16 protein-coding genes and 1 pseudogene are annotated in these 19,177 nt (G+C 68.2%); 11 read left to right on the forward strand and 6 right to left on the reverse strand.

The window, feature by feature from the left end:
- Positions 1 to 136, forward strand: a 136-nt coding sequence (locus A7D27_RS27560; protein ID WP_139134190.1) for a transposase, incomplete at its 5' end; no start/stop codon positions are given.
- A gap of 11 nt (positions 137 to 147) precedes the next feature.
- Here A7D27_RS27560 and A7D27_RS25475 read toward each other — a convergent pair.
- The 5 genes and pseudogenes from A7D27_RS25475 to A7D27_RS27565 form a co-directional block, all read right to left on the reverse strand.
- Entirely contained in the window at positions 148 to 1,326 is a 1,179-nt protein-coding gene (locus tag A7D27_RS25475; RefSeq protein ID WP_069566514.1) for a VWA domain-containing protein, read from the reverse strand.
- Between the two features lie 29 nt (positions 1,327 to 1,355).
- The gene (locus A7D27_RS25480) at positions 1,356 to 1,751 is read right to left on the reverse strand and encodes a GFA family protein (RefSeq protein WP_069566515.1); all 396 of its coding nucleotides are present in this window, start codon (positions 1,749 to 1,751) and stop codon (positions 1,356 to 1,358) included.
- The gene (locus A7D27_RS25485; protein ID WP_069566516.1) at positions 1,744 to 2,178 is read right to left on the reverse strand and encodes a hypothetical protein; all 435 of its coding nucleotides are present in this window, start codon (positions 2,176 to 2,178) and stop codon (positions 1,744 to 1,746) included. The genes A7D27_RS25480 and A7D27_RS25485 overlap by 8 nt, the downstream gene beginning before the upstream one ends.
- Positions 2,179 to 2,185: 7 nt before the next feature.
- Positions 2,186 to 3,031: a MoxR family ATPase gene (locus A7D27_RS25490; RefSeq protein WP_044409321.1), complete on the reverse strand. Its 846-nt coding sequence runs from the start codon at positions 3,029 to 3,031 to the stop codon at positions 2,186 to 2,188.
- A 141-nt stretch (positions 3,032 to 3,172) separates the two neighbouring features.
- A pseudogene (locus A7D27_RS27565) lies at positions 3,173 to 3,580 on the reverse strand (hypothetical protein); the annotation flags it as partial.
- Positions 3,581 to 3,724: 144 nt separating this feature from the next.
- Here A7D27_RS27565 and cysK point away from each other — a divergent pair.
- Positions 3,725 to 4,699: a cysteine synthase A gene (gene cysK / locus A7D27_RS25500; RefSeq protein ID WP_044409315.1), complete on the forward strand. Its 975-nt coding sequence runs from the start codon at positions 3,725 to 3,727 to the stop codon at positions 4,697 to 4,699.
- 65 nt (positions 4,700 to 4,764) lie between these two features.
- Here the strand turns inward: cysK and A7D27_RS25505 are convergent, their stop codons facing one another.
- A complete protein-coding gene (locus A7D27_RS25505) occupies positions 4,765 to 7,689 on the reverse strand; it encodes a carbohydrate-binding protein (RefSeq protein ID WP_069566517.1) in 2,925 nt (974 codons plus the stop codon).
- A gap of 535 nt (positions 7,690 to 8,224) precedes the next feature.
- Here A7D27_RS25505 and A7D27_RS28170 point away from each other — a divergent pair.
- From A7D27_RS28170 to A7D27_RS25550, 9 genes are all read left to right on the forward strand, one after another.
- Positions 8,225 to 8,314 (forward strand): K(+)-transporting ATPase subunit F, encoded by a 90-nt coding sequence (locus A7D27_RS28170; RefSeq protein WP_069566518.1) that lies wholly within the window; start codon positions 8,225 to 8,227, stop codon positions 8,312 to 8,314.
- 8 nt (positions 8,315 to 8,322) lie between these two features.
- Positions 8,323 to 10,023, forward strand: coding sequence for a potassium-transporting ATPase subunit KdpA (gene kdpA / locus A7D27_RS25515; protein WP_069566519.1), 1,701 nt, complete (start codon positions 8,323 to 8,325; stop codon positions 10,021 to 10,023).
- Positions 10,024 to 10,035: 12 nt separating this feature from the next.
- Positions 10,036 to 12,090, forward strand: coding sequence for a potassium-transporting ATPase subunit KdpB (kdpB, locus tag A7D27_RS25520; RefSeq protein ID WP_069563535.1), 2,055 nt, complete (start codon positions 10,036 to 10,038; stop codon positions 12,088 to 12,090).
- An 83-nt stretch (positions 12,091 to 12,173) separates the two neighbouring features.
- Complete coding sequence (kdpC, locus tag A7D27_RS25525) at positions 12,174 to 12,725, forward strand: potassium-transporting ATPase subunit KdpC (protein WP_069566520.1); 552 nt, start codon at positions 12,174 to 12,176, stop codon at positions 12,723 to 12,725.
- Positions 12,722 to 15,367, forward strand: coding sequence for a sensor histidine kinase KdpD (locus A7D27_RS25530; RefSeq protein WP_069566521.1), 2,646 nt, complete (start codon positions 12,722 to 12,724; stop codon positions 15,365 to 15,367). The genes kdpC and A7D27_RS25530 overlap by 4 nt, the downstream gene beginning before the upstream one ends.
- Before the next feature lie 103 nt (positions 15,368 to 15,470).
- Complete coding sequence (locus A7D27_RS25535) at positions 15,471 to 16,160, forward strand: response regulator (RefSeq protein WP_069566522.1); 690 nt, start codon at positions 15,471 to 15,473, stop codon at positions 16,158 to 16,160.
- A 116-nt stretch (positions 16,161 to 16,276) separates the two neighbouring features.
- A complete protein-coding gene (gene glsB, locus A7D27_RS25540; RefSeq protein WP_069566523.1) occupies positions 16,277 to 17,185 on the forward strand; it encodes a glutaminase B in 909 nt (302 codons plus the stop codon).
- A 94-nt stretch (positions 17,186 to 17,279) separates the two neighbouring features.
- Entirely contained in the window at positions 17,280 to 17,954 is a 675-nt protein-coding gene (locus tag A7D27_RS25545; RefSeq protein ID WP_069563540.1) for a phytanoyl-CoA dioxygenase family protein, read from the forward strand.
- Between the two features lie 113 nt (positions 17,955 to 18,067).
- On the forward strand, positions 18,068 to 19,177 hold a 1,110-nt coding region (locus tag A7D27_RS25550), incomplete at its 3' end, for a DUF6531 domain-containing protein (RefSeq protein ID WP_069566524.1).

Genomic DNA, 19,177 nt, shown 5'->3' on the forward strand with positions numbered 1-19,177 from the left:
TTTCCACATGAACACCAGTGTCCTGGAGGGGGTGAACAACCGCATCAAGGTCATCAAGCGCATGGCCTACGGTTTCCGGGACTCGGCGTATTTCTTCCTGAAAATCAAGGCTGCCTTCCCCGGAAAGACGCGATGAACCATTCTTTTTCACTTGGAGAGAAACCGCATCCCTTCCTCCAGCCCCTGCAGGGTGAGGGGGAACATCTGGTCGTTGATCAGCTCCCGCACCAGCCCGGTGGAGGCGGTGTAGTTCCAGGTGTCCTTGGGGTAGGGGTTGATCCAGATGAGCTTCTTGTACTTCTCCATGAAGCGCTTCATCCACACGTAGCCCGGCTCTTCGTTCCAGTGCTCGACGCTGCCGCCGGCTTGGGTGATCTCGTAGGGGGCCATGGCGGCGTCGCCGACGAACACCACCTTGTAGTCGGCGCCGTACTTGTGCAGCAGGTCCTGGGTGGAGGTGCGTTCGGAGGTGCGGCGCAGGTTGTTCTTCCACACCGACTCGTAGACGAAGTTGTGGAAGTAGAAGTACTCCAGGTGCTTGAACTCGGTCTTGCAGGCGGAGAACAGCTCTTCGCAGACCTTCACGTGGGCGTCCATGGAGCCGCCGATGTCCAGCAGCAGCAGGAGCTTCACGGTGTTGCGCCGTTCGGGGCGCATCTGGATGTTGAGCAGGCCGGCATCGCGGGCGGTGTGGTCGATGGTGCCGTCCAGGTCCAGCTCTTCCGCTGCGCCTTCGCGGGCGAACTTGCGAAGGCGGCGCAGGGCGACCTTGATGTTGCGGGTGCCCAGTTCCACCTGGTCGTCGAGGTTCTTGTACTCGCGCTGGTCCCAGACCTTGGCGGCCTTGCCCTGGCGCTTGCCGGCGTCGCCGACGCGGATGCCATCGGGGTTGAAGCCGCCGGAGCCGAAGGGGCTGGTGCCGCCGGTGCCGATCCACTTGTTGCCGCCGGCGTGGCGTTCCTTCTGTTCTTCCAGGCGCTTCTTGAATTCTTCGATGAGCTTGTCCAGCCCGCCGAGGGACTGGATCTGCGCGCGCTCTTCGTCGGTGAGCAGGCGCTCGAATTCCTTGCGCAGCCACTCTTCGGGGATCAGCGCCTCGATGTGCTCGTTGAGGTTCTCCAGGCCCTTGAAGTAGGCGGAGAAGGCGCGGTCGAACTTGTCGAAGTGGCGTTCGTCCTTCACCAGCACGGTGCGGGCGAGGTAGTAGAACTCATCCATGTCGGCGAAGACGACGTTGTGCTTGAGCGCGTTGATCAGGTCCAGCAGTTCGCGGACCGAGACCGGCACCTTGGCGGCGCGCATTTCGTTGAACAGGTTGAGCAGCATGGCTGCACCCTCTTGCTAGCGGTGGGGCCTCAGGAACGGGATTCCTGGGGCAGGCCGTCGGCGATGGCGTACCAGTCGGCCTTGGATTCTGTGTAGATGTGCTTCTGCGGGACGTTACCCAGGGGCGAGTCCAGGGTGCCCAGGGCCACCGAGACCCACTTGGGGTGCGGGTGGTCGGCGAACCATTGCAGGTTGCTGCCGCACTGGCGGCAGAAGGTCCGGGTCACGTGGGGGGAGGAGTGGAACGCGGCCACCTGGTCCTGCCCTGCGGTGAAGCGGAAGTGCTCGCGCCGCACGTTGCCGTAGCTGGCGAAGGCCGCGCCGTGGCCCTTGCGGCACTGGCCGCAATGGCAATGGGTGGCGGATTCGATGGGCGCGTCGATCTGGTACTTCACCGCGCCGCACAGGCAACTGCCGTTATGCATCGTCGCTGGCCTCTCCGTTGAGCTGACGTTGGATTTCCAGGGCCCAGGCACCGTCGCTGACACCCGTTCCGCGGTGGTGGCGGGACGTTGAGGTCTGCTCGGTCATGTCATGCCAATGGTTGCGGCCCTCGGCATCCAGCTTGGAGCAGTCCTCGTTGGTATCGAGGTCGAATTCGATGAACCGGCAGTCCTGGGTCAGCAGCAGGCCGCTGAGTCCATGACCACCGTATTGCTCGATATGCAGGTCGACCACGATGGCGCGGCTCCAGTCGATCCCCTGTGCCTGCGGGTGTTGCAACAGCACGCGGGGCACCTTGTCTGGCTGGTTGCGGTAGTACTCGGCGGTCAGTCGCAGCCCCTCACGCCGGAGCAGGGCCTGCTCCTGAACGTTCTTCTGGCGTTTGCGCCTGATCCGCTCCAGATCCATCGCAGCCTCAGCGGCTGGCGCGGCGCGCCATGAAGGCCAGGCGTTCGAGCAGCATCACGTCCTGCTCGTTCTTCACCAGGGCGCCGGCCAGCGGTGGGATGGCCTTGGACGGGTCACGCTCGCGCAGCACGGCCTCGCCGATGTTGTCGGCCATCAGCAGCTTCAGCCAGTCCACCAGTTCGCTGGTGGAGGGCTTCTTCTTCAGGCCCGGGACCTTGCGCACGTCGAAGAACACGTCCAGCGCCTCGGCCACCAGCTCGCCGCTGATGTTGGGGTAGTGGACGTCGACGATCTTCTTCAGCGTCTCGCGGTCGGGGAAGGCGATGTAGTGGAAGAAGCAGCGGCGCAGGAAGGCGTCCGGCAGTTCTTTCTCGTTGTTGGAGGTGATGATGATGATCGGGCGCTGCTTGGCCTTGATGGTCTCGTTCGTCTCGTAGACGTAGAACTCCATCTTGTCGAGTTCCTGCAGCAGGTCGTTGGGGAACTCGATGTCGGCCTTGTCGATCTCGTCGATCAGCAGGATCACGCGCTCGTCGGCCTCGAAGGCCTCCCAGAGCTTGCCTTTCTTGATGTAGTTGCGGACGTCGTGGACCTTGTCGGAGTTGAGCTGGGAGTCGCGCAGGCGGCTCACCGCGTCGTACTCGTACAGGCCCTGGTGCGCCTTGGTGGTGGACTTGATGTGCCAGGTGATCAGCTTGGCGCCGAAGGCTTCGGCCAACTGCTCGGCGAGCATGGTCTTGCCGGTGCCCGGTTCGCCCTTGACCAGCAGCGGGCGTTGCAGGGTGATCGCTGCGTTGACGGCGAGCTTGAGGTCGTCAGTGGCGACGTAGGACTGGGTGCCTTCGAACTTCATCAGGTAATCCTCGAACGGTAACGACCGGCAGTGCCGGGCGCGCGGTATCAGGTGGAGGCGCCGACTATAGCGTGAGCCCCGGCGCACTGTGAACGCAGACGGGGCATTCAGTCACTGAATGGGCGGTCACGCTCTTGAAGCCTAGTTCGTCGTGGCGGCGGCGCCCTGTCCTCCGGTGGGTCGTGCGGCGTCATCGCGCTCGGACGGGGCACGTTCGGAGCGCGGGGTGAAGGCTTCGACGAAGGCGTTGCGCAGGATGGCGATGAACGCCTGGAAGGCGCTGACGTCCTGCTGGTGCACGTTGCCGCTGAGCTCCACGCGGGTGGCGAACTGGTCGCGGCGCTGGTTCTTCAGCAGGGTCTCGCCGCCGCTGACGAGGGCTTCCCAGAGGGCGCGGAGCACGCCCTTGTCCTCGTTCTCCACGTCCTGGCGCCAATCGAACACGTCCACATCGTGCAGCAGTGGCTCGATGCAGCCGCTGAGCCGGGCGTTGTCGGCGCGGGCTTCGATCACCAGATCGCCCTGGCCCCGGCGGAAGTCGAAGCGGCCATCCAGCACCCGCAGTTCGTTGAGGGTGACGGGCAGCAGTTTGTCGAGCTGGTTGCGCCATTCGGTTCGGCTGGACGGCCGAGGCACCTGGGCATAGGCTGGATCACTTTCTCCCATCGACCCGCCACCTTCGAGGACCGGTTCATGAGCCGCATCTACGCAGACAACTCCAAGGCCATCGGCAACACGCCGCTGGTGATGATCAACCGCCTGGGCCCCAAGGGCGTGACCATCCTCGCCAAGATCGAGGGGCGCAACCCGGCCTATTCGGTGAAGTGCCGCATCGGCGCCAGCATGATCTGGGACGCGGAAGAGAGCGGCCGCCTGCGCCCGGGCATGACTCTGGTGGAGCCCACCTCGGGCAACACCGGCATCGGTCTGGCCTTCGTCGCGGCGGCGCGGGGTTACAAGCTGATCCTCACCATGCCGGCCTCCATGAGCCTGGAGCGGCGCAAGGTGCTCAAGGCCCTGGGTGCCGAGCTGGTGCTCACCGAGCCGGCCAAGGGCATGAAGGGCGCCATCGAGAAGGCGGCCGAGATCGCCGCCGGCAACCCCGAGCAGTACCTGCTGCTGCAACAGTTCGAGAACCCGGCCAACCCGGCCATCCATGAGAAGACCACCGGCCCGGAGATCTGGAACGACACCGACGGCGCCATCGACGTGCTGGTGGCCGGCGTCGGCACCGGCGGCACCATCACCGGCATTTCCCGCTACATCAAGCAGCAGCGCGGCAAGCCGATCCTCTCGGTGGCGGTGGAGCCGGTGACCTCGCCGGTGATCAGCCAGACACTGGCCGGTGACGAAGTGAAGCCCAGCCCGCACAAGATCCAGGGCATCGGTGCCGGCTTCGTGCCGAAGAACCTGGACCTGTCCATCGTCGACCGCGTCGAGCAGGTCAGCGACGAGGAGGCCAAGGCCATGGCCCAGCGCCTGATGCGTGAGGAAGGCATCCTCTGCGGCATCTCCTGCGGGGCGGCGATGGCCGCGGCCGTGCGCCTGGCCGAGAAGCCGGAGATGCAGGGCAAGACGCTGGTGGTGATCCTCCCCGATTCGGGTGAGCGCTACCTGTCCACCATGCTCTTCGACGGTCTGTTCACCGAGCAGGAACTGCAGCAGTAACCCGCTGCTGCGTAAAGAAGGAGGCCGCCCGGTGGGCGGCCTCTTTCGTTTGGCGGGGTTGGGTTTTACCGGCAGGCGCCCTCGTCACGCCAGACCTTGCCGGTGTTGTCGGCACCGGTGAAGGCCGGGTTGCCGGGCTCGTTGCCCTTGGTCCACCAACGGGCGGTGTAGGTGCGACCCTTGTGGGTGACCGTGTTGCCCGCTACGTAGGTGCCCGACGTGCTCCAGGGCTTGGCGCAGGTACCTGGTTGCTGGCCGGCCTCGGCCTTCACCCGGACCTTGTGGGTGCGGGTCACTTCGTGGTGGCCGTTGCCCAGGGTGAGGGTGAAGGTGTAGTCGGCGTCCTTGTCCAGGCGCGGTGCGGTGAAGCTGAGGCCGGCGCCGTCGCTCTGGAAGGCGAGGGCGGGGCTCACGCTCCAGCGGTAGCTGAGGTTCAGTCCGTTCGGGTCTGTCGACCCGGCGGCGCTGAGCTGCACGCGGTCACCGGCCTTGGCATCCGCCGGCCCGCTGATGGTGGGTACCGGCGGCAGGATCACCGGCGGCTGCTCGGGCGTACCGTTGGCCTCGCAGGGTCCCAGGTCACGCCAGACCTTGCCGCTGCCGTCCGCCCCGGTGGAGGCGGGGGTGCCGGGCTCGTTGTTGCGCGTCCACCAGCGGGCTTCGTACAGGCGGCCTTTCCACTGGGCCTTGTGGCCCTGCAGGTACTCGGTGCCGGGTTGCCAGGTGGCTTCGCAGGTGGCGCCGGCGCCGCTGGCGGCCTTGACCAGCAGCTCATGCACGCGGGTGGTGGTCTGCTTGCCGTTGCTGACCGTCACGCTGAAGCGGTAGCGGGTGTCGCTGCTGTGCTCCGGTGCCTTGAAGGTCAGACGCGGGCCGTCGATGTCGAAGTCCAGCGCCGGGGCCACGGACCAGTTGTAGCTCAGCGCGCTGCCCTGGGGATCGCTGGAGCCGGAGGCATCCAGTTGCACCTGCTGGCCGGCTTCGGCCACGGCCGGGCCCTGGACCACTACCACCGGCGGCTTGCCGCCGTCCTCCGGTTTCAGCGGGGCGGCCTGTGCCTCGTTGCTGGCGCTGAATTCGCCCTGGCCGAGCAGTGTCCAGTTGCCGTTGGGATTGTCGCTGCCGTAGATGCGGTAGCCCTTGATGTTGCCCTCCATGTCGCGCACCTGCTGGGGCAGGTAGTTGAGGCTGGAGAAGCGCTGTGTGCCACCCAGATCGATGACCATGTGGTGGGGGTAGCGGTCACCGGGCACGGTGGTCCAGTAGGAGCCGGTGTTGCCGTCGATGGCGTGCGCGCCGCTTGCAGAGGCAGGGACGGCACTGCTGACGGCGTGCACCCGCCAGCCGTCACGGGGCAGCAGCCGGCCCTGGGCGTCCGCCAGGTGCAGCTCGGCGGCGCTGGCGCGCTCCTTGCCGTCGATGGAGGACTCGGCCACCAGCTTCAGGTAGCGCGCCTGGGCGGTGTCCTGGGTGGCGGCGTAGAGGGCGCCGTCCAGGTAGAGGTCTTCCACCGGGCGGTTGGTTTCCGCACGGACGGCCAGGTGCCAGCGGCCCGGAGTGGGGTTGTCCAGTGCCAGGAAGGGCAGGTGATTTTCCCCGGAGCGGGCGTCGAACGCCGTTGCGCTGGGCTGGGCCCCGCGGCGCAGGAGCAGTTGGGAACGGCCGCTGGTCCTGTCGTAGCCCTCGCCTTGTGCGGTACCGACCACCAGGCGCCGGGTGCCTTCGGGCACGTCGATGACGAAGTTGCGCCATTGGCCCTTGGCCAGGTTGACCCGCTCGTTCAGCACCTCGTGCTTGATCTCTTCGGCCAGCGGGATCACCGCCGGGCTGTAGGCTGACATGCGTGCCGCGTTCTCGCGCCAGACCCTGGCCATGTTGGCCGTTCTGGCGTCACCGAGGGGGATGCCCTGCACGTCGCGCAGGTCCGGGTTGGAGTAAAAGGGCACCTGGTTGCCGCAGAGGATGGTGCCGACCCGGCCGTTGTTGTAGCCGAAGCGGTGACTCTTGCCGTCCGGGCAGTGGCTGCCGCCGGCGTTGTGGGCCACCTCGTGGCGGAACACGGTGGGGGAGTTGATGTAGTTGATCGAGTAGCGCCCGCCAACGTAGGCCCAGCCCACGGCGGTGTCGACGCCCGGGGTGCCCTTGACGAAGCCGGCCACCAGGTCGGGGCTGTACTGGCGCATGCCGTCGCGGAACAGGGTGGATACCTGGGCCAGGCTGCCGGTGGTGATGGGGTAGTCCCCCGGTACCACCTGGGTGCCGACCAGGCGCAGGCGCACACCCTCGACCTGGGACTGCTTGAGGTTGCGGTTGACGGAGGCCACCAGCGTCAGGGCGAAGGCCTCGTGGTCGCCGATGAATTTGGCGGCCTCGCTGGAGAAGCCGGCCAGCAGGTCGATGACGATCTCCCCGGTCGGGTTGCGGTCCACCAGCAGGCTGCGCTTGCCGCGCTCCTCGAGGATGCCGGGGACTTCTTCGAGCACCTGTTCGACGTAGTCGACCTGATTCGGGTTGAAGGCATGGGCGCCGTCGAAGCGGGTCAGCACCTGCTCGCCATCGGCCGAGCCACGGATGATGACGTTGGCCTCGGGCAGCAGGGCGACGAAGCTGCCGTCGTCCCGCGCCGCGAGGAAGAACTCACCAGGGCCCGAGAGGCTGCGAGCCGCCCCCAGGGTCTGGCCGACGTACACGTTGAGCCCGGGCTGGCTCTCGCTGGGTTCGACGCTGGTGCGTAGCAGGCTCAGCCCTGCCTCCTGGCGCAACTGCTCGGTGCCCAGGGCGGCGACACCGCTGCGCGCCGTGCCTGGCTTGAGGGCCTGCAGGTCGATGAACTGACCAGTGAGGGTGACTTCCCGCGTGGCGCTGGCGTGGTGGGCGGTGACGGGATCGGCCGCAGTGGCCGTTGCCACCGGCAGGGCCGCCAGGGTGCCCAGTGAGGCTGCCCAGAGGCAGATGCCTCGGCAGATGGGGTTGATCTTGAAGCTCGGCATAAAGCACTCCTGAGCCTGCACCGCCCGAAGGCGCGCGGGCTCGCCAGCCTGTGGCTGGTGATCGTTCAGTGGGAGGGTTGGTTGCCGGCGAGCTGATGGTAGGCATGGCCTCGGGCCGCTGTAAAAGAAGCCGGGGCATTTTCGGACGGGTCCGAACCGGGTGGTTCGGCAGGGTGTTTCCGCGCTGCCGGGATGGATCATGCCGGGGGCGTTTTGGCACTCGGCAGCGGGCGTGGGAGGGGGTAGGCGGTGGACGGTCGGGGGCGCAGGACTTCGGGTGGAGCGCTCCGCTTCCGACGCGTTCTGCCGACTCCCATGGCTCGCCCGCCTGAAGGGCACTGTCCCTGCCCGAGCCTTCCTCGCTTCGCGTCAGCGCGGCGTGCTGCCCAGGCGCTGGGAGTCCGGCAGACGGGTACTTGACCCACTTCTTTACGCGATCTTTATGCCGCCAGGCCCTTCCGTGGCTCGTTCCTTTACGCCCCCCTTGTCGAGAATTCGCCCAAAGCGGCGCCGTCCGCATCACGGAGCACTACACATGAGCATTCTCGACGGGTTGTCCCTGGCCATGGCCACGGGGCTTTTCATCTACCTGCTGGTCGCGCTGCTGCGCGCCGAGCGTGGCTAGGGGGCGCCATGGACGTACAGGACTACGGCCTGATCCTGGCCTTCTTCCTCCTGGTGCTGGTGCCGGCGCCCTTCATCGGGCGCTACATCTACCGCGCCATGGAGGGTGAGCGCACCTTCCTGACCCCGCTGTTCGCTCCGGTGGAGCGCCTGTGCTACCGCATCGCCGGCGTCGACCCGCAGCGCGAGTACGACTGGAAGACCTACACCCTGGCGCTGTTGGCATTCAACGCCGCCGGGCTGGTGCTGCTGTTCGCCATCCTCACCCAGCAGCACCTGTTGCCGCTGAACCCGCAGCATCTGCCGGGGCTGGAATGGAGCCTGGCGTTCAACACCGCCGCCAGCTTCATCACCAACACCAACTGGCAGGCCTACAGCGGTGAGGCGAGCCTGAGCTATTTCAGCCAGATGGTCGGCCTGGGGGTGCAGAACTTCGTCAGCGCCTCGGTGGGCCTGTGCGTGCTGGTGGCCCTGGCCCGTGGCATCGCCCGGCGCAGCACGCGGGACCTGGGCAACTTCTGGGTCGACCTGACCCGGGGCACGCTCTACGCGCTGCTGCCGCTGGCACTGCTGCTGGCGGTGTTCCTGGTGTGGCAGGGCGTGCCGCAGACCTTCGCCGACTATGTCAGCGCCAAGACCCTGGGCGGCACCGACCAGGTCATCCCCCTCGGCCCGGCGGCCAGCCAGATCGCCATCAAGCAGCTCGGCACCAACGGCGGTGGCTTCTTCGGCGTTAACTCCAGCCACCCGTTCGAGAACCCCAGCGCCTGGAGCAACCTGTTCGAGGTGGCGTCGATCATCCTGATCCCCGCCGCGCTGGTGTTCAGCTTCGGCCACTACGTGAAGGACCTGCGCCAGAGCCGCGCGCTGCTGGCCTGCATGCTGGTGCTGTTCGCCGTCGGCCTCAGCGTCACCCTGTGGGCGGAGTTCCGCCCCAACCCGGCCCTGGCCGCGCTGCCCATCGAGCAGGTGGGTTCGCTGGAGGGCAAGGAGGCGCGCTTCGGCACCGCCGCATCGGCACTCTGGGCGGTGACCACCACGGCCGCGTCCAACGGCTCGGTGAACGCCATGCACGACAGCTTCAGCGCCCTCGGCGGCATGGTGCCGATGTTCAACATGATGCTCGGCGAGGTGATCTTCGGCGGCGTCGGCGCGGGCCTCTACGGCATGCTGCTGTTCGTGCTGATCGCGGTGTTCCTCGCCGGCCTGATGATCGGCCGCACCCCCGAATACCTGGGCAAGAAGCTGGAGGCCCGCGAGGTGCGCCTGCTGGTGGCCACGCTGCTGGTGATGCCGGTGGGCGTGCTGGTGTTCTGCGCCCTGGCGGTGAGCCTGCCGGGCCCGGCGGCGTCCATCACCAACCCGGGCGCCCATGGCTTCAGCCAGGCGCTGTACGCCTACACCTCGGGCACCGCCAACAACGGGTCGGCATTCGCCGGGCTTGGGGCCAACACGGTGTTCCACAACGTGATGATCGGCCTGGCCATGCTGCTCGGACGCTTCGGCTACATCCTCCCGGTGCTGGCCATCGCCGGCAGCCTGGCGGCGAAGAAGCGCGCGCCGGTCGGCGCCGACAGCTTCCCTACCCACGGCCCGCTGTTCGTCACTTTGCTGACCCTGACCATCCTGCTGGTGGGCGGCCTGACCTTCCTCCCGGCATTGGCCCTCGGGCCCGTCGCCGAACACCTCGCGCAGCTCCAGGGCTTCTAACGGAGAACCATGATGAACGCCCCTCTGAAGGCGCCCAAGGCCGGCGCCAAGCAACCCTCCGCCACCACCGTCGCCGCGCTGTGGAAGCCGGCGCTGGTGCAGGCCTTCGTCAAGCTCGACCCGCGCCAGCTTAAGCGCTCGCCGGTGATGCTGGTGGTGGAGCTGACGGCGGTGCTGACCACCGTGCTCTGCTTCATCCCCAACCCCGCGGTGTCCCTCGGCCTGGCGCTGCAGCTCGCGCTGTGGCTGTGGTTCACCGTGCTCTTCGCCAACTTCGCCGAGGCCCTGGCCGAAGGCCGTGGCAAGGCCCGCGCCGACAGCCTCAAGGCCGGCAGCCAGGGCCTCGGTGCCCGTCGCCGCACGGCCTCCGGTGCCTTCGAGACGGTGCCGGCCAGCAGCCTGCGCCGGGGCGATATCGTCCGCGTCGAGGCGGGTGAGCTGATCCCCGGTGACGGCGAGGTCATCCAAGGCATCGCGGCGGTCAACGAGGCCGCCATCACCGGTGAATCCGCTCCGGTGATCCGCGAGTCCGGCGGCGACCGCTCGGCCGTCACCGGCAACACCCGCGTGGTGTCGGACTGGCTGCTGGTGAAGATCACCGCCAACCCTGGCGAGTCGACCCTGGACCGCATGATCGCCCTGGTGGAAGGCGCGCGCCGGCAGAAGACGCCGAACGAAGTGGCGCTGGACATCCTGCTCATCGGCCTGACGCTGATCTTCCTGCTGGTGGTGGCCACCCTGCAGCCCTTCGCCCGCTTCGCCGGTGGTGACCTGCCGCTGGTGTACCTGGTGGCGCTGCTGGTGACGCTCATCCCCACTACCATCGGCGGCCTGCTTTCGGCCATCGGCATCGCCGGCATGGACCGCCTGGTGCGCCTGAACGTCATCGCCAAGTCCGGCCGTGCCGTGGAAGCGGCAGGGGACGTGCATGTGCTGCTGCTGGACAAGACCGGCACCATCACCTTCGGCAACCGCCGCTGCAGCGCGATGGTCAAGGCCCCCGGTGTCAGCGGCAAGGAACTGGCCGACGCGGCGCTGCTGGCCTCCCTGGCCGACGATACGCCGGAAGGCAAGTCCATCGTCGAGTACCTGCGCGCGCTCAACACCCTGGAGGAGCCGGCCCGCGAGGCCGTCACCGCCATCGCCTTCAGCGCCGAGACGCGCCTCTCCGGCGCCGACTGGAACGGTCACAGCTACCGCAAGGGCGCCGTGGACGCGGTGCTGGCCTGGGTCGGCATGGAGCGCGACGGCATGCCGGAGATGCTCGCCCGCGAGGTCGAACGCATCGCCCAGGGCGGCGGCACGCCGCTGCTGGTGGCTGCCGATGGCCGCCTGCTGGGTGCCATCCACCTCAAGGACGTGATCAAGCCCGGCATCCGTGACCGCTTCGCCGAGCTGCGCCGCATGGGCATCCGCACCGTGATGGTGACCGGCGACAACCCGCTGACCGCCGCCGCCATTGCCGCCGAAGCCGGGGTGGACGACGTGATCGCCGAGGCCACGCCGGAGAAGAAGCTGGCGCGCATCCGCTTCGAGCAGGGCGAAGGCAAGCTGGTGGCCATGTGCGGCGACGGCGCCAACGACGCCCCGGCGCTGGCCCAGGCCGACGTGGGCCTGGCGATGAACGACGGCACCCAGGCCGCCCGCGAGGCCGCCAACCTGGTGGACCTGGACTCCGACCCGACCAAGCTGCTGGACGTGGTGCAGGTGGGCAAGGAGCTGCTGGTGACCCGTGGCGCGCTGACCACCTTCTCGGTGGCCAACGACGTGGCCAAGTACTTCGCCATCCTCCCCGCGCTGTTTGCCGGCATCTACCCGCAGCTGGGCGTGCTCAACCTGATGCAGTTGCACAGCCCGCAGAGCGCCATCCTCTCGGCCATCGTGTTCAACGCGCTGATCATCATCGCGCTGATCCCCCTGGCTCTGCGCGGGGTGCGCATCCAGGCCGCGGACGCCGCCAGCCTGCTGCGCCGCAACCTGCTGATCTACGGCCTGGGCGGTTTGGTGGCGCCCTTCGTCGGTATCAAGGTGATCGACGTGCTGCTGACTGTCATCGGCCTGGTTTGACGCCATTCCCCACCCCCCTGGGGAAGATCGGGGGCCGGCGGACCCGCCCCCGTTCGCCTTCGCTTTCCATCGAGGAACTGAATATGCTTTCGCAACTTCGACCCGCCCTGAGCCTCCTGGCCCTGATGACCCTGATTACCGGCGTCGCCTACCCCCTCACCGTGACCGGCATTGCCCAGGTGGCCTTCCCCGAGCAGGCCAACGGCAGCCTGGTGCGCGATGCCCAGGGCGAGGTGCGCGGCAGCCGCCTGCTGGCCCAACCCGTGGACGGCCCGCAATGGTTCCAGCCGCGCCCCTCCGCCGGCGACTACGCCACCGTGTCCAGCGGGGCCAGCAACCTGGCGCCGAGCAACCCGGCCCTGGCCGAGCGCATCAACAAGGACGCCAACCGCCTGCTGGCCGACGCCCAGGGCCCGGTGCCGATGGCCCTGGTGACCACCTCCGGCAGCGGCCTCGACCCGCACCTGCCGCCGGCCGCCGCGCGCTACCAGATCCCGCGCATCGCCGCCGCCCGCCATCTGCCGCCCGAGCAGTTGGAGCGCCTGGTGGAGCGCTACACCGAACGGCCGGCCATCGGTGAGCCGGTGGTCAACGTCCTGGCCCTCAACCTGAGACTGAACGAGATGCCCGAATGAGTGATGCCGGCCGCGCGGACGCGCTGTTGGCCGAACTGCCCCCTGAAGGGCGTGGCCGCCTGAAAGTCTTCCTCGGTGCCGCGCCCGGCGTGGGCAAGACCTACGCCATGCTCCAGGCCGCCCAGGCGCAACGGCGCCAGGGCGTCGACCTGCGCGTGGGCGTGGTGGAGACCCACGGCCGCAGCGAGACCGAGGCGATGCTCGCCGGCCTGCCGCAACAACCCCAGCGGCGCCTGGAGTACCGGGGCGTGCCGCTCACCGAGATGGACCTGGACGGCCTGCTGGCCCACCCGCCACGCCTGGCCCTGGTGGACGAGCTGGCCCACAGCAACGCCCCCGGCAGCCGCCACGCCAAGCGCTGGCAGGATGTGCAGGAGCTGCTGGCCGCCGGCATCGACGTGTACACCACGGTCAACGTGCAGCACCTGGAGGCCCTCAACGACCAGGTGTTCGACATCACCGGCGTGCAGGTGCGCGAGACGGTGCCTGACTGGGTGCTGCAGGAGGCGGACGAGATCCTCCTCATCGACCTGCCGCCCCGCGAGCTGCTGGAGCGCCTGCGCGAAGGCAAGGTCTACGTGCCGGAACAGGCCCGCGCGGCCATCGACGCCTTCTTCTCCCAGACCAACCTCACTGCCCTGCGCGAGCTGGCCATGCAGACCGCTGCCGCGCGGGTGGATGCCGACCTGGCGCGGCGCTATCGCCTGCAAGGCCAGGAGGCACCGCCGGTGCGCGGCCGCCTGCTGGTGGGCGTGGACGGCGACGACCAGGCCGAGCGCCTGGTGCGCCATGCCTGCCGGGTGGCCGAGCGCCGCCACCTGCCCTGGAGCCTGGTGCACGTGGACACCGGCCGCACCCGCAACGAAGACAGCCGCGCCCGCCTGCAGGCCGCCCAGCAACTGGCCGAGCGCCTGGGCGGGGAGGTGGTGACCCTGCGTGCCGAGGCCGTGGCCTCGACCCTGCTGGCCCACGCCCGCGAGCGCCGCGCCAGCCTGCTGCTGGTGGGCCGCAGCCGCCAGCGCCTGCGCCGTCGCTGGCTGGGCCGGGGCGTGGCGGAGCGCTTGCTGCGCCATGGCCAGGGGCTGGAGATCAGCGTGCTCGACACCGACCCGGACGCCCGCCCCGCGCCCAATGGCCGCGATCCCGTGCCGGCGGGCGACTACGGCCTGGCGCTGGGGGCGGTGCTGGCTGCCAGCGGCATCGCCTGGGGGGCGCATCTGGTGCTGGCACTGCCGAACATTTCCCTTGTGTTCCTCGCCGCCGTGCTTTTGGTGGCGGTGCGTAGCAGCCTGGCCCCGGCGCTGGTGTGCGCCGGGTTGTCGTTCCTGGCCTATGACTTCCTGTTCATCCCGCCGGTGTTCTCCCTGACCATCGCCCGCCAGGAAGACGTGCTGACCCTGCTGTTCTTCCTGCTCATGGCCGGGCTCACCGGCAACCTCGCCTCGCGCCAGCGTCGCCAGGTGCAGGCCCTGCGCAGCACCCAGGCGGAAACCACGGCGCTGCTGGACCTCTCGCGCAAGCTCACCGCCGCCACCGACCGCCAGGCGGTGATGAAGGCGGCCACTCAGCAGTTCGAGGCCTGGAACGACCTGGAGGTGTGCCTGCTGGGCCGTGGCCGTGACGGGCTGTGGAAGATCGAAGCCGGCGTGCAGCGCCTGCTGGCGGACCAGGAGCGCGCCGCCGCCGACTGGTCCTGGCAGCACGAACAGAGTGCCGGCCTGGGCACCGGCACGCTGCCGGGCGGGCGCTGGTGGTGGCTGCCGCTGAGCGGCGAGGACGGCCCGTTGGCCCTGCTCGGCGTGGCACCGCGCGACGGCCAGCCGCTGTCCGCCGAGCGCCGGCGCCTGTTGGCCGCCCTCGGCCAGCCGCTGGCCCAGGCCCTGGCCCGCGCCCAGTTGGCGGAGGACCTGGAGGCCGCGCGCCTGCACGGCGAGACCGAGCAGTTGCGCAGCGCGTTGCTGGCGTCCGTCTCCCATGACCTGCGCACGCCGCTGACGGCCATGCGCGGCTCCATCGACAGCCTGCTGGCCCTGGGCGAGGCGATCCCCCTGGCGGACCGCCGCGAGCTGCTGGAGGGCACCCGCGATGAGGCCGAGCGCCTGGATCGCTACATCCAGAACCTGCTGGACATGACCCGCCTGGGCCACGGCGGCCTCAAGCTGGCCCGCGACTGGGTGGCGCCGGTGGACATCGTCGCCAGTGCCCTGCAACGCCTGCGCCCGGTGCTGGCGCCACTGAAGGTGGAGACGCAGGTGCCCGAGGCGCTGCCGCTGCTCTACGTGCACGCAGCACTCATCGAGCAGGCGCTGGTCAACGTGCTGGAGAACGCCGCGCGCTTCTCGCCCACGGGTGGCCGCCTGCGGGTGGCGGTGGAGGCGGGCGACGACGAACTGCGCCTGGCGGTCAGCGATGAAGGCCCCGGCATCCCGGTGGCCGAGCGCGAGCGCATCTTCGACATGTTCTACACCGCCGCCCGGGGCGACCGAGGCGGGCAGGGCACCGGCCTGGGCCTGGCCATCTGCCAGGGCATGGTCGGCGCCCACGGTGGCCGCGTCAGCGTCGGTGAGGGGCTGGATGGTCGGGGGACTACGCTGACCCTGCACCTGCCGTTGCACCCGCAGCCGGTGCTGGAGGAAGAGTGATGGCGGGGCGCTGGCGGAAAGGGACGGCGGGGCCGTCCTTCGTGAATGAATTCGCTCCCACAAGGATGCGAGCCGGACTGGCAATCGATGTGATGAATCACCCATGACGACCCCCCAATCAACCGTGCTGGTCATCGACGACGAAGCACAGATCCGCAAGTTCCTGCGCATCAGCCTGGCGTCCCAGGGGCACAAGGTGCTCGAAGCCGCCAACGGCACCGAGGGCCTGGCCCAGGTAGCCCTCGGCCGGCCCGACCTGGTGGTGCTGGACCTCGGCCTGCCGGGCATGGACGGCCAGGCCGTGCTGGCCGAGCTGCGCCAGTGGTCCCAGGTGCCGGTGCTGGTGCTCTCGGTGCGGGCCAGCGAGGGCGAGAAGGTGCTGGCGCTGGACAACGGGGCCAACGACTACGTGACCAAGCCCTTCGGCATCCAGGAATTCCTCGCCCGGGTGCGGGTGCTGCTGCGCCAGGGCGGCGGCGAGCCCCAGGAGGCCAGCGTGAGCAGCGGCCCGCTGCACCTGGATTTCGCCTACCGCCGCGTCACCCTGGACGGCCAGGAGGTGGCCCTGACCCGCAAGGAGTACGCCGTGCTCGCCCAGCTGGCGCGGCACCTCGGGCGGGTGGTGACCCAGCAGCAACTGCTCAAGGACATCTGGGGCCCCACCCATGTCGAGGACACCCACTACCTGCGGGTGGTGGTGGGCCACCTGCGGCAGAAGCTCGGCGACGACCCGGCCGCACCGCGTTTCATCGTCACCGAGGCCGGCGTCGGCTACCGGCTGCTGGAGGGGTAGGGGCGGCGCCTGCGATCCTGTCGCGGTATTTGCGACGGCGCTGTGTTGTGCGCGGCGAATCCGTCGTCTAGCGCTTATTCCTGACCCGCTTGGTTACTCGTTCGGACCCTCTCACGATGCAAGCCCTGCTCGACGACATCCTCGATCACGTACGCCCCCTCATCGGCACCGGCAAGGTCGCCGACTACATCCCGGCCCTGGCACGGGTCGCCCCCAATCAGTTGGGCATTGCCGTGTACGGCAACGACGGCCAGCTTTACACCGCCGGTGATGGTCATCTGCCGTTCTCCATCCAGAGCATTTCCAAGGTGTTCAGCCTGGTGCAGGCCTTCCAGCACTCCGGCGAGGCCATCTGGGAACGCCTGGGCCACGAGCCATCAGGGCAGCCGTTCAACTCGCTGGTGCAGTTGGAGTTCGAACGTGGCGTGCCGCGCAACCCCTTCATCAATGCCGGGGCGCTGGTGATCTGCGACATCAACCAGTCGCGCTTCGCCGCGCCGAGCCTGTCCATGCGCGACTTCGTGCGGCGCCTCTCGGGCAACCCGGAGGTGGTGTCGGATGCGGTGGTGGCGCGCTCGGAGTACGAACACCGCTCGCGCAATGCCGCAGCGGCCTACCTGATGAAGTCCTTCGGCAACTTCCACAACGACGTGGAGGAGGTGCTGCGCAGCTACTTCCACCACTGCGCGCTGTGCATGAGCTGCGCCGACCTGGCGCGGGCTTTCAGCTTCCTGGCCAACGAGGGCGTCAACGTGCACAGCGGCGAAACCGTGCTGAGCGCCCGACAGACCCGCCAGGTGAACGCGCTGATGGCCACCAGCGGGCTCTACGACGAGGCCGGCAACTTCGCCTACCGCGTCGGCCTTCCAGGCAAGAGCGGCGTCGGCGGCGGCATCGTCGCCGTGGTGCCGGGGCAGTTCACCGTGTGCGTCTGGTCGCCGGAGCTGAACGCATCCGGCAACTCGGTGGCCGGCATGGCGGCGTTGGAGGAACTCTCCGCACGGATCGGCTGGTCCATCTTCTGACGGTGATCAATGCCGGTGGGGCGCGGATCGGTTGATCATGCGCCGCACCGGATCATCCTCATCCACGGCCACCGATAGGGACATCGAGCACGCCATGATCGACCACGAACAGCTTCACCGGGATGGCTTTGCGCTGCTGCGCGGGGCGGTGCCGGCCGACTGGCTGGAAGGCCTGCGCAGCGCCTTCGACGCCGGGGTGAAACCCTCCGCCGAGTGGCCGGTGCCGCGCGGCCTGGATTGGCAGCACGCGCTGCTGGACCTCGACCCCGGCGTCCGCGCGGTGTGCCGCCTGCCGGCGCTGCTCGCCGTGGTGGGCGCGTTGATCGGCGAGCGCTTCTTCCTCGCCCAGGTGGAAGGGCGCGAACCCTTGCCCAATGGCGGCAGGCAGCGGCTGCACCGGGACTTCTCCGCCGAGCGCCCCGGCGACACCGTCAACGCCCTGGTCTTCCTCGACGACTACGGCCCCGACAACGGCGCCACCCGCCTCATCCCCGGCAGCCACCGCCCCGACCTGGCAGCGCCTCCCGTCGACTTCGACGACGAATCCCATGCGATTCAACTGAGCGGCTCGGCGGGCGACATCCTCGTCTTCGACGCCGACCTGATCCACGCCGGCAGCCTCAACCGCCTCGGCAGCCGACGCCGCACCCTGCTGGTCGCCTACTTCGCCGCGCCCCTCTACGCCCAGCACCAGGCCACCGCCGCGCTGCGCTATGTGCGGATGGAGCCTGTGGAGTATTTCGAGGTGGGGGAGGAATACGGTCATTAGCATTCGGACGTCTCGCACAGGAGGTGCGGGCCTTTCCTCAATCTAAAGCCTTGTGCCCGGTCTACCATTGCGGCTCCACGGACGAGAACCCTTCACGCAAGGAGAAAGGACGCATGCGTTATCTCAGCCTGGCCGTTGCTATCGGCCTTGCCCCCTTGGCCTCCCAGGCCTGCACCCTCAGCTTCACATCCCCCGGTGAAGGCGCCACGGTCAGAAGCCCGGCGATCACGGTCTATGGTGTCGGTGGCGCCGATGCCAAGGAAGGGGACTACGGCACCGTGACGGCGACGCTCAACGGTTCGCCATTCTTCAACTATTCGGGGTCTTTCACGGCGGCCGTCTCATTCCTCCAGGGGCGCGGAGTGGGCGTCACTTTGCGGCCTGGGCAGAATTTCCTGTTCGTCAGTGGCCGCGTGGGAGGGTGTTCAGCCAGCGACACGATGACCATCACCTACGACCCGGAGCTTATCCAGAGCAAGAACAAGGGCATGCCGCCGACGAATTCCTGCCACGGCAATCCCATCAATACGGCTGTCGGCAACAAGTACCAGTCTGAGTTGGACTACCAGAGCAACACTGCTCCGCTGCTGCGTTTCGAGCGGCGGTACAACAGTTTCGACGGCTACTGGCGGCACACGTACTCAACCCGTTTGGTTATTGGGACGACGAGCCTGCGTTTGATCCTGGCGGATGGGCGGGAGGTGGAGTTCGCGCGCTCTGGCAATACAGTCACGGCGTCCTCCGATGAGTTCGGCACGTTGTCGCCGGCTGCGGACGGTTGGTTTTACGCCTCGGCGAATCAGGAGCAGTTCCACTTCGATGCCCAGGGCCGCCTGAAAAGGCAGGCCGATGGTGAAGGCCGCAGCCTCGTGCTCAGCTACAACGACGCTTTGGTGACGGTTACCAGTGATACCGGGCAGAGCCTCGGCTTTACACAGGACACCCGGCAGCAACCACTGACACTCGAGGCGCCTGGCACCTCTGTACAGTACGAATACGACATCCGCAAGCGGCTGATCGGGCTGAAGAAAAGTCTGGATGGCAGCACGACTACGCGACGCTTCCTCTACGAGAACACCCAGTACCCCCGCTTCCTCACCGGCATCACCGACGAACGCGGCATCCGCTACGCCACCTGGACCTACGACGACCAGGGCCGGGCCATCTCCAGCGAACACGCCGGCGGTGCGGAAAAGGTCACCGTGGCCTACAACGCCGACGGT

The organism is Pseudomonas sp. 1D4, from assembly GCF_001728925.1.
Lineage (GTDB): Bacteria > Pseudomonadota > Gammaproteobacteria > Pseudomonadales > Pseudomonadaceae > Metapseudomonas > Metapseudomonas otitidis.

What these genes read in the sequence shown, in the direction of transcription:
- kdpA (WP_069566519.1), top strand. Translation starts at nt 8,323, where the DNA reads ATGGACGTACAGGACTACGGCCTGATCCTGGCCTTCTTCCTCCTGGTG.
- A7D27_RS25505 (WP_069566517.1), bottom strand. Translation starts at nt 7,689, where the DNA reads ATGCCGAGCTTCAAGATCAACCCCATCTGCCGAGGCATCTGCCTCTGG.
- glsB (WP_069566523.1), top strand. Translation starts at nt 16,277, where the DNA reads ATGCAAGCCCTGCTCGACGACATCCTCGATCACGTACGCCCCCTCATC.
- A7D27_RS25535 (WP_069566522.1), top strand. Translation starts at nt 15,471, where the DNA reads ATGACGACCCCCCAATCAACCGTGCTGGTCATCGACGACGAAGCACAG.
- A7D27_RS25490 (WP_044409321.1), bottom strand. Translation starts at nt 3,031, where the DNA reads ATGAAGTTCGAAGGCACCCAGTCCTACGTCGCCACTGACGACCTCAAG.
- kdpB (WP_069563535.1), top strand. Translation starts at nt 10,036, where the DNA reads ATGAACGCCCCTCTGAAGGCGCCCAAGGCCGGCGCCAAGCAACCCTCC.
- A7D27_RS25530 (WP_069566521.1), top strand. Translation starts at nt 12,722, where the DNA reads ATGAGTGATGCCGGCCGCGCGGACGCGCTGTTGGCCGAACTGCCCCCT.
- kdpC (WP_069566520.1), top strand. Translation starts at nt 12,174, where the DNA reads ATGCTTTCGCAACTTCGACCCGCCCTGAGCCTCCTGGCCCTGATGACC.
- A7D27_RS25475 (WP_069566514.1), bottom strand. Translation starts at nt 1,326, where the DNA reads ATGCTGCTCAACCTGTTCAACGAAATGCGCGCCGCCAAGGTGCCGGTC.
- A7D27_RS25545 (WP_069563540.1), top strand. Translation starts at nt 17,280, where the DNA reads ATGATCGACCACGAACAGCTTCACCGGGATGGCTTTGCGCTGCTGCGC.
- A7D27_RS25480 (WP_069566515.1), bottom strand. Translation starts at nt 1,751, where the DNA reads ATGCATAACGGCAGTTGCCTGTGCGGCGCGGTGAAGTACCAGATCGAC.
- cysK (WP_044409315.1), top strand. Translation starts at nt 3,725, where the DNA reads ATGAGCCGCATCTACGCAGACAACTCCAAGGCCATCGGCAACACGCCG.
- A7D27_RS28170 (WP_069566518.1), top strand. Translation starts at nt 8,225, where the DNA reads ATGAGCATTCTCGACGGGTTGTCCCTGGCCATGGCCACGGGGCTTTTC.
- A7D27_RS25485 (WP_069566516.1), bottom strand. Translation starts at nt 2,178, where the DNA reads ATGGATCTGGAGCGGATCAGGCGCAAACGCCAGAAGAACGTTCAGGAG.